Source organism: Streptomyces sp. NPDC107471 (assembly GCF_055582845.1).
On record NZ_JBVJPC010000002.1, the window covers coordinates 772,802 to 785,967 of the forward strand.

Consider the following 13,166-nt stretch of genomic DNA (forward strand, 5'->3'; position numbering starts at 1 on the left):
GGTCAGGCCTCCGTTCCGGTGCTCTCAGCCGGAGCGGCGGCGGGAGCCTCGGCCTTGGGGGCCTCGGCGCCGGCAGCCTGCTGCGGCTTGCGACCGCGCCGCTCGCCACCGCGGCCACCACGGGCCGGGCGGTCGGCACCGCCGCGCGCCGGGCGGTTACCCGCACGGGCAGCGGCGTTCTCGGCGCGGACCTCGGCGATGTTCTTCACGTCGCCCTTGTAGATCCAGACCTTCACACCGATGCGGCCGAAGGTCGTCTTGGCCTCGAAGAAGCCGTAGTCCACGTTCGCGCGGAGCGTGTGCAGGGGCACACGGCCCTCGCGGTAGAACTCCGAGCGGGACATCTCGGCGCCGCCGAGGCGGCCACCGCACTGGATCTTGATGCCCTTGGCGCCGGCCTTCATGGCGGACTGCATGCTCTTGCGCATGGCCCGACGGAAGGAGACGCGGGAGGAGAGCTGCTCGGCGACGGCCTGGGCCACGAGCTGCGCGTCCGTCTCGGGGTTCTTGACCTCGAGGATGTTGAGCTGGACCTGCTTGCCCGTGAGCTTCTCGAGGTCACCGCGGATGCGGTCGGCCTCGGCGCCACGGCGGCCGATGACGATGCCGGGACGCGCGGTGTGGATGTCCACACGCACACGGTCACGGGTGCGCTCGATCTCCACCTTCGAGATGCCGGCGCGCTCCATGCCGGACGTCATCATCCGACGGATGGCGACGTCTTCCTTGACGTAGTCCTTGTACAGCTTGTCGGCGTACCACCGGGACTTGAAGTCCGTGGTGACACCGAGCCGGAACCCATGCGGGTTAACCTTCTGGCCCATTACCGGGTTCCTTCCTTGCTGCTGACGACCACGGTGATGTGGCTGGTCCGCTTGCGGATCCGGTAGGCACGGCCCTGGGCGCGCGGCCGGAACCGCTTCAGGGTCGGGCCCTCGTCGACGTACGCCTCGGAGATGAAGAGGCTGTCGGCGTCGGTGTGGTCGTAGTTGTGCGCGGCGTTGGCGATGGCGCTGTCCAGCACCTTGCCGACGGGCACTGAGGCGGCCTGCGGAGCGAATCGCAGGACCGCCTGAGCCTCCGTGGCGTCCATGCCACGGATAAGGTCCACCACGCGGCGGGCCTTCATGGGCGTAACGCGGATGTACCGCGCCTGGGCCCTGGCTTCCATGGTTGTCCCTCTCAGTTACTTACGTGTCTGAATGCGATCCGCGTTTAGCGGCGCTTCGACTTCCGGTCGTCCTTGACGTGACCCCGGAAGGTGCGCGTCGGCGAGAACTCGCCGAGCTTGTGGCCGACCATCGACTCGGTGACGAACACCGGGATGTGGGTCTTGCCGTTGTGCACCGCGATCGTGTGGCCGAGCATGGCCGGGACGATCATCGAGCGACGGGACCAGGTCTTGATGACGTTCTTGGAACCAGCTTCGTTCTGGGCGTCCACCTTCTTGATCAGGTGGTCGTCGACGAAGGGCCCCTTCTTGAGACTGCGCGGCATCTAAACCCGCTCCTAGCGCTTCTTGTTCGTCTTGCGGCGGCGGACGATGTACTTGTTCGAAGCCTTCTTCGGCGAACGAGTACGACCCTCCTTCTGACCCCAGGGGCTGACCGGGTGGCGACCACCGGAGGTCTTGCCCTCACCACCACCGTGGGGGTGGTCAACCGGGTTCATCGCCACACCGCGAACGGTCGGGCGGACGCCCAGCCAGCGCTTGCGGCCGGCCTTGCCCCAGTTGATGTTGCTCTGCTCGGCGTTGCCGACCTCGCCGACCGTGGCGCGGCAGCGCTGGTCGACCAGGCGGATCTCACCGGAGGGCATGCGCAGGTGCGCCATCGTGCCCTCCTTCGCGAGGAGCTGCACCGAGGCACCGGCGGAGCGGGCGAACTTGGCGCCGCCACCGGGACGGATCTCGATCGCGTGGATCGTGGTACCGACGGGGATGTTGCGGAGCGCCAGGTTGTTGCCCGGCTTGATGTCGGCCCCGGGACCGTTCTCGACGCGGTCACCCTGCTGCAGGTTGCGCGGGGCGAGGATGTAGCGCTTCTCGCCGTCCGCGTAGTGCAGCAGCGCGATGCGCGCGGTGCGGTTGGGGTCGTACTCGATGTGCGCGACCTTCGCCGGCACGCCGTCCTTGTCATGGCGACGGAAGTCGATGACACGGTAGGCGCGCTTGTGTCCGCCACCCTGGTGGCGAACGGTCACACGACCGGCGTTGTTACGGCCGCCCTTGCTGTGCAGCGGGCGGACCAGCGACTTCTCCGGCGTGGACCGCGTGACCTCGACGAAGTCGGCGACGCTGGAGCCGCGACGGCCCGGCGTAGTCGGCTTGTACTTGCGGATTCCCATTTCTCAGTCCTCGTCCGATATCGGACGATCCGACCCGCTTACGCGGTCGGACCGCCGAAGATGTCGATACGGTCGCCCTCGGCAAGGGTCACGATCGCGCGCTTGCTGTCGGCACGCTTGCCGAAGCCGGTGCGGGTCCGCTTGCGCTTGCCCTGGCGGTTGATCGTGTTCACCCCGGTGACCTTGACCGAGAAGACCGCCTGGACGGCCTGCTTGATCTGGGTCTTGTTGGCGCCGGGGGCCACGATGAACGTGTACTTGCCCTCGTCGAGAAGCGCGTAGCTCTTCTCGGACACGACCGGCTTCAGCAGGACGTCACGGGGGTCCGTGAAGGCCTTGCTCGCCGGCGTGACGACGGTGTTCTTGCCCTCGGCGGCGTGGCGGCGCGCCTTGGCGACGCGCGCGGCCTTGGCGGCCTTCGCAGCCTTGGAGGCGATGCTCGGGTGACGCGTAGCCATCAGGCCTCGCTCCCTTCGGTGTCGTTGGCCTTCGGGCCGGACACGAAGGACTCGAAGGCGGCCTGGGTGAAGACCACGTCGTCCGAGACGAGAACGTCGTACGTGTTCAGCTGGCCCGGCTCCAGGATGTGGACCTGGGGCAGGTTGCGGGCGGACAGCCACGCGGCCTCGTCGGCACGGTCGATGACGAGCAGCAGGTTCTTGCGCTCGCTGATCTTGCCGAAGAGCGTCTTCGCGGCCTTCGTCGACGGGCTCTCGCCCTCGATGACGCCGGAGACGACGTGGATGCGGTTGTTGCGGGCCCGGTCGGTGAGGGCGTGGCGCAGAGCCGCGGCCTTCATCTTCTTCGGGGTCCGCTGCGAGTAGTCACGCGGCGTGGGGCCGTGGACGACGCCACCGCCGGCGAACTGCGGCGCACGGGTCGAACCCTGACGGGCGCGGCCGGTGCCCTTCTGGCGGTACGGCTTCTTACCGCCACCGCGGACCTCGCCACGACGCTTGACCTTGTGCGTGCCCTGACGGGCGGCGGCCAACTGCGCGACGACGACCTGGTGAAGCAGCGGGATGCTGATCTTCTCTACGTCGAAGATCTCGGCCGGGAGCTCGACGGTCCCGGCGGTGTCGCCGGAGGGCGACAGAATGTCAATGGTGCTCATAGTCCTCAGGCCCCCTTGGCCGCGGTGCGGACCAGGACGAGGCCGCCGTTCGGACCAGGAACCGCGCCCTTGATGAGGAGCAGGCCCTTCTCCGCGTCAACGGCGTGAACGGTCAGGTTCTGGGTGGTGACCCGCTCGTTGCCCATACGACCCGCCATGCGGAGGCCCTTGAACACGCGGCCCGGGGTGGCGCAGCCACCGATGGAACCGGGAGAGCGGTGCTTGCGCTGGGTGCCGTGACCGGCGCCGAGGCCCTTGAAGTTGTGACGCTTCATGACACCGGCGAAGCCCTTGCCCTTGCTCTTGCCGGTCACGTCGACCTTGATGCCGGCCTCGAACACCTCAGCGGTGATCTCCTGGCCGAGGGTGTACTCGCTGGCGTCAGCGGTACGGATCTCGACGAGGTGGCGGCGGGGAGTGACGTCGGCCTTGGCGAAGTGGCCCTTGAGGGGCTTGTTCACCTTGCGCGGGTCGATCTCGCCGAACGCGATCTGGACGGACTCGTAGCCGTCGGCGTCGTTCGTACGGACCTGGGTCACGACATTGGGGCCGGCCTTGACGACGGTGACCGGAACAACACGGTTGTTCTCGTCCCACACCTGCGTCATGCCGAGCTTCTCGCCCAGGATGCCCTTGATCTGCTTAGCCATCGTTCAGATCACCGGCCTCAGAGCTTGATCTCGATGTCGACACCGGCCGGGAGGTCGAGTCGCATCAGAGAGTCAACGGTCTTGGGGGTCGGGTCGAGGATGTCGATCAGGCGCTTGTGCGTGCGCATCTCGAAGTGCTCGCGCGAGTCCTTGTACTTGTGCGGCGACTTGATGACGCAGTACACGTTCTTCTCAGTGGGCAGCGGCACCGGGCCCGCGACCGACGCACCAGTGCGCGTCACCGTCTCGACGATCTTCTTCGCCGAGGAGTCGATGACCTCGTGGTCGTAGGCCTTGAGCCGGATGCGGATCTTCTGTCCCGCCATGGCTACTCAGTAGTCCTGTCTCTCTACAGCTCTGGAACCCGGTGTTCCGTTGACTTCCTCCGACCCACGCGGTCGGGCGTGTCGCACTTCCGCTGACACAGATGTCCCTTGTTCGAACATCCCTGCTGGGAACGAACACGGCCCTTCCGGAACCGCAAGCCAGGGGCAGAAGCCCACCGGGTGCCTGGCCGGTGCCGCACTGACACTTCCCGAAAGATTCCCGTACGTCCGCCCCAGCGCTGCCTCACGGCAGTTGGAACGACGAGTACTGTGGGACTCGCTTCCGGTCCTCCCGGCGGGAGGCGCGCAGCATCAACACTCGACCGAGCAACCCCGCTAGTCTGCCATACGGGGCAGGCGCCTGGCCAATCGAGCCGGAGACAATACCCCGAGAGTGACGCAGGTCAAACACAGGTCCTGCCTCCGGCCCGCCGCGGGACTGCTCGCCTCCCCCGTGGGCGGCGCGTCAGCGCACGTCCACGTGGTCCCCGCCGCTCGTCGTGGCACCCGTCGTGTCGTTGCCGCCGTACGACCAGCGCCAGGTCCCGTCCTTCGAGGCGGTGACCGTGGTCTTCAGGGCGCCGGTGCTGCTGGTCGTGACCTTCTTGACCGTGACGAAGGAGCTCGTGCCCGTTTCGCGGATCTGCAGGGTGACCGAACGGCCGCCGTAGCCGCCGTACTTCTTGGTCCCCCAGTCCGCCCGGGTGAGCCGGCCGGTGACGGTGATGTTCTTGCCCTTGACGACCGGCTCCGGCGAGGCGTTCACGGTGACCTTCGCCGCCCGCTTGAGGCGGACGGTCAGGGACCGGGTCTCGTGCTCCTCGGCGACGAGGCTTCCGCTGGCCCTGAAGAGGCGCAGGGCCACGGCCGTCTTCCAGGTGGTGGCGTCACTGTTGGAGTCGACATGCTCCTGCGAGGGGTGCGGGTCGATGTACAGGGACCCCTCGCACTCGGCCTTCCTGGCGCTCAGCTCGTAGCAGGTGTAGCCACCCGGTCCGATGTAGTTGTCACCGGTGTCGGCCGCGTGCGTCAGGCTTCCCCGGTAGACGAAGGGAAACGCGTCGTACCGGGACGGGGCACTCGTGCTGTACCCGGACGGCAGCGTGATCTTGAAGGTGAGAGACGGCTCCACCACCTTCGTGGTGCCGACGACGATCGGCTTGCCCTTGTTGATCACGATGTCGGACACCGTGATCCCGGTGTCCTGGGCGTGGGCCGCCGGGGCGTTCAGGAGGGTGAGGGCCAGCGCCCCCACGAGCGCGAACCCGGTGGCCGTACGTCTGCCAGTGGTCATTACCACCTCTTTCGTGGAGCGGAAAAGAAGCGGGCAGACTATCGCATGACCCGATCATGACTTCCGCTTGGTCTGAGCCTCTGAGGCTCTAAGGCCACTGGACCAACACCGCGAACAGCGCGTACGCCGACGGAGCCAGCACCGCCGCCAGGGCCGCGAGGCCGACGCGGCGGGCCGTGTGGTGGCGTTCCCACGGCAGTGCCCAGCTCGCGGCGAGCAGGAACAGAGCGAGACCCAGGCCGCCGAGCAGCACCGGGAAGGCCACCCCGAAGCTGTCGTCGAAGCGGTCCGCCTGCGGGGCGGTGCAGGCGTCGCACGCCATCGCCGAGAACCCGCCGAAGAACCAGGCGGCCAGGCACGCGGGCAGCGTCAGGAGCGTCGAGACCAGCGGGGCGACCCAGGCTCCGGTCGCGCGATCGTCGTCGTGCGTGAGATCCGGCATGGGTCCATCACAGCGCGCGGACATCCCTGGCCGCATGAGCGTTCGTACTCAGAACACCCGGTCGCCGTACGGAGGTCAGCCGCTCGCGTTCCGCAGCCGCGCGAACGACGTGTCCAGCCCGCGCTTCAGCAGCCGTGCCGCCGGGCGTTCCACGAACCGGTGGACCAACCAGCTCAGCAGCATGAACCCGGCGATGACGCAGACGACCAGGAGGCGGGCGTCCATCGTGTCGCGCAGGCGGTTGATCATCGTCGTACCGGCCGCGTAGTGCATCAGGTAGAGCGGGTAGGTCAGGGCCCCCGCCGTCACCAGCCACTTCCAGCGGACGCGGTCCGTGGCGCCGAGGGCGATGGCGACCATGGCCAGCAGGAAGACGGTGAAGATCAGAACGCTCCCCCGCCAGCCCGACACGTGCTCGACCTCGTCGATCCGGATGCCCAGTTCGCGCTGGCCCATCAGCCAGGCCAGCGCGAGGATGCCCCACAGCAGCAGGTCCTGCCCGAAGCGGTGCATCAGGTAGAGGGAGAGGCCCGCGATGAAGTACCAGGCGCCCTCCGGGTTGGCGACCAGTTCCAGCAGGGGGAGCTTCGAGATCGGGGCGAGCATCGCCGCGGCGCCCCACACACAGCAGAAGACGACGACCTTGCGGTAGGTCAGCCCGCTCCACACGACCACCAGGAACAGGAGGTAGAAGCGGAGCTCCGACCACAGCGTCCAGTAGACGCCGTCGACGTTCATGACGCCCGAACCCGACTGCAGCATCGTGAAGTTGAGGAGCACGTCGCGGGTGCGCAGGCGGTCCCAGACGCCCGGCAGGGCCACCAGGACGGCCGTGGTGAAGACGACGGCGCACCAGTACGCCGGGTACAGCCGGATCACCCGTGAGGTGAAGAACTGCCGGGGCGTACGGCCCCAGCAGGACATGCAGATCACGAAGCCGCTGATCACGAAGAAGATCTCGACGCCGATCCAGCCGTAGGAGGCGAACCGGAACACCGTCGGCATGATGTCGGAGACCGGGCGGTCCCAGATGCGGTTGCCGGGCTGGTCGACCCTGCGGGTGCCGGCGTAGTGGTGCACGGCGACCATGAGGGCGGCGAGGAGCCGGATGCCGTCGATGGCGTACAGCCGGCGGCCGGCGCGGTCGCGGACTGCGGCGCGCCGGGCGGGGTGCGCGGGCTGCTCCGGCGGTGCGGGTGCGGCGAGGGGCGGGAGCGGTTGCTGCAGTCCGCCGACGATCCGTCGCGGCACCGACCGTCTGCTCTCCGCTTCCTGCATCGACACCTGCGGGTCCGTCCGTCCTCATGAGGGAATCCGGGCCGTGAGTGGCCATCCGGGCGCCTCAGGCTACGACCCTCACAACCACCCCACAGCGACCAGACAAGAACATTCGGGACGACCCCGGGAGACAGTTGGCCGAAGCCTCGCGAAGACGTCCTCCGGAGTTCGCCCACTCTTCACCCGCCCCCCGGGCAACCCTCCGCGCACGCGAAGGGGCCCGTACGACCGAAGTCGTACGGGCCCCTTCAGAGACCTACGGGTCCAGAGACCTACGGGTCTCGGAGACCTACCGGGTCAGAACAAGATCAGGCGGTGATCTTGGTGACCTGGCCGGCGCCGACCGTCCGGCCACCCTCACGGATGGCGAACTTCAGGCCCTCTTCCATGGCGACGGGCTGGATGAGCTCCACCTTCATCTCGGTGTTGTCACCCGGCATGACCATCTCGGTGCCCTCGGGGAGGGTCACGACGCCGGTCACGTCCGTCGTACGGAAGTAGAACTGCGGACGGTAGTTGTTGAAGAACGGCGTGTGGCGGCCACCCTCGTCCTTGGAGAGGATGTAGGCCTGGGCCTCGAACTGGGTGTGCGGCGTGACCGAACCCGGCTTGATGATGACCTGGCCGCGCTCGACGTCCTCGCGCTTGATGCCACGGAGGAGCAGACCGACGTTCTCACCGGCCTGGCCCTCGTCGAGCAGCTTGCGGAACATCTCGATGCCGGTGACCGTGGTGGTGGTCTTCTCGGTCTTGATGCCGATGATGTCGACGGTCTCGTTGACCTTGAGGACACCACGCTCGATACGACCGGTGACGACGGTGCCACGACCGGTGATCGTGAAGACGTCCTCGATCGGCATCAGGAACGGCTTGTCGACGTCACGCTCGGGCTGCGGGATCGCCTCGTCGACGGCGGCCATCAGGTCCAGGACCGACTGGCCCCACTCCTTGTCGCCCTCGAGAGCCTTGAGCGCCGAGACCTTGACGACGGGAACGTCGTCGCCCGGGAACTCGTACTCGGAGAGGAGCTCACGCACCTCGAGCTCGACGAGCTCCAGGATCTCCTCGTCGTCCACCATGTCGGCCTTGTTCAGGGCGACGACGATGTACGGAACGCCGACCTGGCGGGCCAGGAGCACGTGCTCCTTGGTCTGCGGCATCGGGCCGTCGGTGGCGGCGACCACGAGGATGGCGCCGTCCATCTGCGCCGCACCCGTGATCATGTTCTTGATGTAGTCCGCGTGACCGGGGCAGTCGACGTGGGCGTAGTGACGCGTCTCGGTCTGGTACTCGACGTGCGCGATCGAGATGGTGATACCGCGCTGGCGCTCCTCGGGAGCCTTGTCGATCTGGTCGAAGGCCGAGGCCTCGTTCAGGTCCGGGTACGCGTCGTGCAGCACCTTGGTAATGGCGGCCGTGAGGGTCGTCTTACCGTGGTCGATGTGACCGATGGTGCCGATGTTGACGTGGGGCTTAGTCCGCTCGAACTTCGCCTTCGCCACGGGGTCCTCCTGTGGAGTGGTTCTGAACGCCTTGCTTCATCGGCGCCAGGTGATCTTTGCTGGAAAGCCTCGGCCCGGGGGCACTCCCCCGCAAATGCGGGTGAATGCCCCTCCGGGCTCCGGAGTCAAGCCTAAAGCGTGCGAACGCGGTGCGTTACTCGCCCTTGGCCTTCGCGATGATCTCCTCGGCGACGTTCCGCGGAACCTCGGCGTAGGAGTCGAACTGCATCGAGTAGCTTGCGCGACCCGACGTCTTGCTGCGGAGGTCTCCGACGTAGCCGAACATCTCCGAGAGGGGCACGAGGCCCTTCACGACGCGGGCACCGGCCCGCTCCTCCATGGCCTGGATCTGACCACGGCGGGAGTTGATGTCGCCGATGACCTCACCCATGTAGTCCTCGGGCGTGGTGACCTCGACGGCCATCATCGGCTCGAGCAGCACGGGGGACGCCTTGCGCGCGGCCTCCTTGAAGGCCTGCGAGCCGGCGATCTTGAACGCGAGCTCGGAGGAGTCGACCTCGTGGTAGGCGCCGTCGAGAAGCGTGACGCGAACGCCCGTCATCTCGTACCCGGCGAGGATGCCGAACTGCATGGCCTCCTGCGCACCGGCGTCCACCGAAGGGATGTACTCCTTCGGGATACGGCCACCGGTCACCTTGTTCACGAACTCGTACGAGGCGTCGCCGCCCTCGATCGGCTCGATCGCGATCTGCACCTTGGCGAACTGGCCGGTACCACCAGTCTGCTTCTTGTGCGTGTAGTCGACGCGCTCGACGGCCTTGCGGATCGTCTCGCGGTACGCGACCTGCGGCTTGCCGACGTTGGCCTCGACCTTGAACTCACGGCGCATACGGTCGACCAGCACCTCGAGGTGCAGCTCGCCCATACCACCGATGATGGTCTGGCCCGTCTCCTCGTCCGAGTGGACCTGGAAGGAGGGGTCCTCCTCCGCGAGACGCTGGATGGCGACACCCAGCTTCTCCTGGTCACCCTTGGACTTGGGCTCGATGGCGACCTGGATGACCGGCGCCGGGAAGTCCATGGACTCCAGGATCACCGGCTGCTTGTCGTCGGACAGCGTCTCACCGGTGGTGGTCTGCTTCAGGCCCATGACGGCGACGATGTCGCCGGCGCCCACCGACTCGATCTCCTCACGCTTGTTCGCGTGCATGCGGTAGATCTTGCCGATGCGCTCCTTCTTGCCCTTGACGGAGTTCAGCACCGCGGTGCCGGACTCCAGGCGACCGGAGTAGATCCGGACGAAGGTGAGCTTGCCGAGGTGCGGGTCGCTCATGATCTTGAACGCCAGCGCCGACAGCGGCTCCTCGTCGGACGGCTTGCGCTTGACGACGACCTCGGGGTCCTTGACGTCGTGGCCCTCGATGGCCTCGACGTCGAGCGGGGTCGGCAGGTAGCGCACGACCGCGTCGAGCAGGGGCTGGACGCCCTTGTTCTTGAACGCGGTGCCACAGAACACCGGGGTGACCGTGGTGTCCTTCGACTTGCCGGAGGCGATGGTGATACGGCGGATCGCCGCGTAAAGCTGCTCCACGGAAGGCTCCTCGCCCTCCAGGTACAGCTCCATGATCTCTTCGTCGTTCTCCGCGACGGCCTCGATGAGCTTGCCGCGGTACTCCTCGGCAGCCTCGGTGTGCGTGGCCGGGATGTCGACGGTGTCGTACATCTCGCCCTTGGCCGCCTCGGCGGACCACACGAGCGCCTTCATGGTGACGAGGTCGACGACGCCCTTGAAGTCGGCCTCGGCGCCGATCGGGAGCTGCATGACGAGCGGCTGGGCGCCCAGGCGGTCCGAGATCATGTCCACGCAGCGGTGGAACTCGGCGCCGGTACGGTCCAGCTTGTTGACGAAGCAGATGCGGGGCACGCCGTAACGGTCGGCCTGACGCCAGACCGTCTCGGACTGCGGCTCCACGCCGGCAACGCCGTCGAACACCGTCACGGCACCGTCGAGGACGCGGAGCGAACGCTCCACCTCGACGGTGAAGTCGACGTGACCCGGGGTGTCGATGATGTTGATGGTGTGGTCGACGCCCTCGAGCGGCCAGTGACAGGTGGTGGCAGCAGAGGTGATCGTGATGCCACGCTCCTGCTCCTGCTCCATCCAGTCCATGGTGGCGGCGCCGTCGTGGACCTCACCGATCTTGTACGAAACGCCGGTGTAGAACAGGATCCGCTCGGTGGTGGTCGTCTTGCCCGCGTCGATGTGGGCCATGATCCCAATGTTGCGGACCCTGGCCAGGTCAAGCGAAGTGGTAGCCATAAGGCTTCAGTCTTCTCTCGGTCTCGATGGGGTCTGCGACTACCAGCGGTAGTGCGCGAAGGCCTTGTTGGACTCGGCCATCTTGTGCGTGTCCTCGCGCTTCTTGACGGCCGCACCGAGGCCGTTCGAGGCGTCGAGAAGCTCGTTGAGCAGACGCTCGGTCATGGTCTTCTCGCGACGGGCGCGGGAGTAACCGACCAGCCAGCGCAGCGCCAGCGTGTTGGCGCGGCCGGGCTTGACCTCGACCGGCACCTGGTAGGTGGCGCCACCGACACGGCGGGACTTGACCTCAAGGGTCGGCTTGATGTTCTCGAGCGCACGCTTGAGGGTGATGACCGGGTCGTTGCTGGTCTTCTCGCGCAGGCCCTCCATGGCGCCGTACACGATGCGCTCGGCGGTGGAGCGCTTGCCGTTCAGCAGCACCTTGTTGATCAGGGAGGTGACAAGAGGAGAACCGTAGACCGGGTCGATGATGACCGGGCGCTTCGGGGCGGGGCCCTTACGAGGCATTCTTACTTCTCCTTCTTGGCGCCGTAGCGGCTGCGGGCCTGCTTGCGGTTCTTGACACCCTGGGTGTCGAGCGAACCGCGGATGATCTTGTAGCGAACACCGGGCAGGTCCTTCACACGGCCGCCGCGCACGAGCACGATGGAGTGCTCCTGCAGGTTGTGTCCCTCACCCGGAATGTAAGCAGTGACCTCGATCCCGCTGGTCAGACGCACACGCGCGACCTTACGCAGGGCCGAGTTCGGCTTCTTCGGGGTGGTCGTGAACACACGCGTGCAGACGCCGCGACGCTGAGGGGAACCCTCGAGTGCGGGCGTCTTGTTCTTCTCGACCTTGTCCTGCCGGCCCTTGCGGACCAGCTGCTGGATCGTAGGCACTACTTCTCCGGTTTCTGTGTGCCGAATGGTGAAGCTAACCTGGAACGTCGCCGACCCACGCGGTCGGGTGTGTCGAATCCGGCGGACTCCCGCCGCAAGGCGAAAAGGGCGCAGATTACGGTGGCCGCTCACGGCCCCCCTAGTGCGGTTCAAGGCACGCACGGGAGCCAGGGCACACCCCAGGCACAAGGTCTGAGCGTACCCAGCTCATTCGCTGCGGTCAAAACAGATGGACGGCGGCACCATCGCGGAGCGGCCGATGTCAAGCCCCTACGCCGTGGACGATCTTCGATTTCACACAGCGCACACGCTCAAGAGGCCGCTCGGCGCGGCCTCTTGGGGCGCTCACCCGGAGGCGAGGCCCACCGCGACCAGCAGTGTCATCACGACCGACCACGCGGCGATCGACAGCCAGCCGAACACGAGTCCGGTCAGCGCCAGCCCGTCGCCGCTCTCCCCCGTCCGCTCGATCTCCGCCCGCGCCGCGTGTCCGAGGATCACCGCCGGGATCCCGGTGAAGCCGAAGGTCGGCACGCACAGCAGCCCGCACACCGCGGCTCCGACCGCCTTCCCGTTCGCCCGCGGCCTCGGGGCGGGCAGGAACGTCCGCGGTACGGCCGTGACGGGCGCCGGCTGCGGCATCGGCCCCAGCGGCAGGTCGGACACGAGCAGCGCCAGCTCGCCCACGGTACGGGCGCCGTAGGCCCGCTCCACCCGCTTGTCGAACTCGCCCTTCTCCAGCCGCCCCTCGCCGTACCCGGCCCGCAGAACGTCCACGGCCCGCTCCCGGTCGGCGTGGGAGGCGAGCATGCCGGAGCCGGCCGCCTGTGGCACGGCGTACCCCGGCCAGGGACGGGCGACGGGAACGTGCGCACCGGACCAGGAGCCCGCCACCGGTCCGTCCCTGCCCGGCCCTGATGGCGACTCCTCGTTCCCCTGCCACGGTTGCCACGACGGTTGCGACACAGGAGCACCCCCTGGGCGGTCGAATGCCTCCATGATGCTCCAACGCTGCGATACCGGGACAGGTTCCCGCATCTCAAGCCGGA

General features: G+C 67.3%; 16 protein-coding genes. All 16 read right to left on the bottom strand.

Annotated elements, in window-relative coordinates; translation table 11 throughout:
• Positions 1-2: 2 nt before the first annotated feature.
• The 16 genes from rpsC to ACZ66S_RS08495 all read right to left on the bottom strand — a co-directional run bounded on the left by rpsC (position 3) and on the right by ACZ66S_RS08495 (position 13,011).
• Positions 3-824 carry a 30S ribosomal protein S3 gene (gene rpsC, locus ACZ66S_RS08420; protein ID WP_014674374.1) on the bottom strand — a complete coding sequence of 274 codons (822 nt, stop codon included), beginning with the start codon at positions 822-824 and terminating at the stop codon, positions 3-5.
• Positions 824-1,171: a 50S ribosomal protein L22 gene (gene rplV / locus ACZ66S_RS08425; RefSeq protein ID WP_003974262.1), complete on the bottom strand. Its 348-nt coding sequence runs from the start codon at positions 1,169-1,171 to the stop codon at positions 824-826. The genes rpsC and rplV overlap by 1 nt, the downstream gene beginning before the upstream one ends.
• A 44-nt stretch (positions 1,172-1,215) precedes the next feature.
• Positions 1,216-1,497: a 30S ribosomal protein S19 gene (gene rpsS, locus ACZ66S_RS08430; RefSeq protein ID WP_007384069.1), complete on the bottom strand. Its 282-nt coding sequence runs from the start codon at positions 1,495-1,497 to the stop codon at positions 1,216-1,218.
• Positions 1,498-1,509: 12 nt separating this feature from the next.
• Positions 1,510-2,346, bottom strand: a complete 837-nt coding sequence (gene rplB, locus ACZ66S_RS08435; protein WP_030039757.1) for a 50S ribosomal protein L2 — start codon at positions 2,344-2,346, stop codon at positions 1,510-1,512.
• 38 nt (positions 2,347-2,384) lie between these two features.
• Positions 2,385-2,804: a 50S ribosomal protein L23 gene (gene rplW / locus ACZ66S_RS08440; protein ID WP_053846787.1), complete on the bottom strand. Its 420-nt coding sequence runs from the start codon at positions 2,802-2,804 to the stop codon at positions 2,385-2,387.
• Positions 2,804-3,460 carry a 50S ribosomal protein L4 gene (gene rplD / locus ACZ66S_RS08445; protein WP_007384066.1) on the bottom strand — a complete coding sequence of 219 codons (657 nt, stop codon included), beginning with the start codon at positions 3,458-3,460 and terminating at the stop codon, positions 2,804-2,806. Before rplD ends, rplW begins: the two co-directional genes overlap by 1 nt.
• 5 nt (positions 3,461-3,465) lie before the next feature.
• Positions 3,466-4,110, bottom strand: coding sequence for a 50S ribosomal protein L3 (rplC, locus tag ACZ66S_RS08450; protein ID WP_007384065.1), 645 nt, complete (start codon positions 4,108-4,110; stop codon positions 3,466-3,468).
• 17 nt (positions 4,111-4,127) lie between these two features.
• A complete protein-coding gene (gene rpsJ / locus ACZ66S_RS08455) occupies positions 4,128-4,436 on the bottom strand; it encodes a 30S ribosomal protein S10 (protein ID WP_003948644.1) in 309 nt (102 codons plus the stop codon).
• Between the two features lie 466 nt (positions 4,437-4,902).
• On the bottom strand, positions 4,903-5,730 hold the full coding sequence (locus ACZ66S_RS08460; protein WP_469900596.1) for a hypothetical protein: 828 nt from the start codon (positions 5,728-5,730) through the stop codon (positions 4,903-4,905).
• 88 nt (positions 5,731-5,818) lie between these two features.
• Positions 5,819-6,172, bottom strand: coding sequence for a hypothetical protein (locus tag ACZ66S_RS08465; protein WP_469900597.1), 354 nt, complete (start codon positions 6,170-6,172; stop codon positions 5,819-5,821).
• Positions 6,173-6,247: 75 nt separating this feature from the next.
• Positions 6,248-7,450 (bottom strand): acyltransferase family protein, encoded by a 1,203-nt coding sequence (locus tag ACZ66S_RS08470; RefSeq protein WP_469900905.1) that lies wholly within the window; start codon positions 7,448-7,450, stop codon positions 6,248-6,250.
• A gap of 308 nt (positions 7,451-7,758) precedes the next feature.
• The gene (tuf, locus tag ACZ66S_RS08475; RefSeq protein WP_007384061.1) at positions 7,759-8,952 is read right to left on the bottom strand and encodes an elongation factor Tu; all 1,194 of its coding nucleotides are present in this window, start codon (positions 8,950-8,952) and stop codon (positions 7,759-7,761) included.
• Between the two features lie 154 nt (positions 8,953-9,106).
• Positions 9,107-11,233, bottom strand: a complete 2,127-nt coding sequence (gene fusA / locus ACZ66S_RS08480) for an elongation factor G (protein WP_125188943.1) — start codon at positions 11,231-11,233, stop codon at positions 9,107-9,109.
• 39 nt (positions 11,234-11,272) lie between these two features.
• Positions 11,273-11,743, bottom strand: a complete 471-nt coding sequence (rpsG, locus tag ACZ66S_RS08485) for a 30S ribosomal protein S7 (protein ID WP_007384059.1) — start codon at positions 11,741-11,743, stop codon at positions 11,273-11,275.
• A 2-nt stretch (positions 11,744-11,745) separates the two neighbouring features.
• Positions 11,746-12,117, bottom strand: coding sequence for a 30S ribosomal protein S12 (rpsL, locus tag ACZ66S_RS08490; protein ID WP_003948652.1), 372 nt, complete (start codon positions 12,115-12,117; stop codon positions 11,746-11,748).
• Positions 12,118-12,462: 345 nt separating this feature from the next.
• On the bottom strand, positions 12,463-13,011 hold the full coding sequence (locus tag ACZ66S_RS08495; RefSeq protein WP_469900599.1) for a DUF1707 and DUF4190 domain-containing protein: 549 nt from the start codon (positions 13,009-13,011) through the stop codon (positions 12,463-12,465).
• Positions 13,012-13,166: the final 155 nt, after the last annotated feature.

Coding starts and splice junctions, on each gene's coding strand:
- rpsC (WP_014674374.1), bottom strand. CDS start 824: ATGGGCCAGAAGGTTAACCCGCATGGGTTCCGGCTCGGTGTCACCACG.
- rplV (WP_003974262.1), bottom strand. CDS start 1,171: ATGGAAGCCAGGGCCCAGGCGCGGTACATCCGCGTTACGCCCATGAAG.
- rpsS (WP_007384069.1), bottom strand. CDS start 1,497: ATGCCGCGCAGTCTCAAGAAGGGGCCCTTCGTCGACGACCACCTGATC.
- rplB (WP_030039757.1), bottom strand. CDS start 2,346: ATGGGAATCCGCAAGTACAAGCCGACTACGCCGGGCCGTCGCGGCTCC.
- rplW (WP_053846787.1), bottom strand. CDS start 2,804: ATGGCTACGCGTCACCCGAGCATCGCCTCCAAGGCTGCGAAGGCCGCC.
- rplD (WP_007384066.1), bottom strand. CDS start 3,460: ATGAGCACCATTGACATTCTGTCGCCCTCCGGCGACACCGCCGGGACC.
- rplC (WP_007384065.1), bottom strand. CDS start 4,110: ATGGCTAAGCAGATCAAGGGCATCCTGGGCGAGAAGCTCGGCATGACG.
- rpsJ (WP_003948644.1), bottom strand. CDS start 4,436: ATGGCGGGACAGAAGATCCGCATCCGGCTCAAGGCCTACGACCACGAG.
- ACZ66S_RS08460 (WP_469900596.1), bottom strand. CDS start 5,730: ATGACCACTGGCAGACGTACGGCCACCGGGTTCGCGCTCGTGGGGGCG.
- ACZ66S_RS08465 (WP_469900597.1), bottom strand. CDS start 6,172: ATGCCGGATCTCACGCACGACGACGATCGCGCGACCGGAGCCTGGGTC.
- ACZ66S_RS08470 (WP_469900905.1), bottom strand. CDS start 7,450: ATGCAGGAAGCGGAGAGCAGACGGTCGGTGCCGCGACGGATCGTCGGC.
- fusA (WP_125188943.1), bottom strand. CDS start 11,233: ATGGCTACCACTTCGCTTGACCTGGCCAGGGTCCGCAACATTGGGATC.
- rpsG (WP_007384059.1), bottom strand. CDS start 11,743: ATGCCTCGTAAGGGCCCCGCCCCGAAGCGCCCGGTCATCATCGACCCG.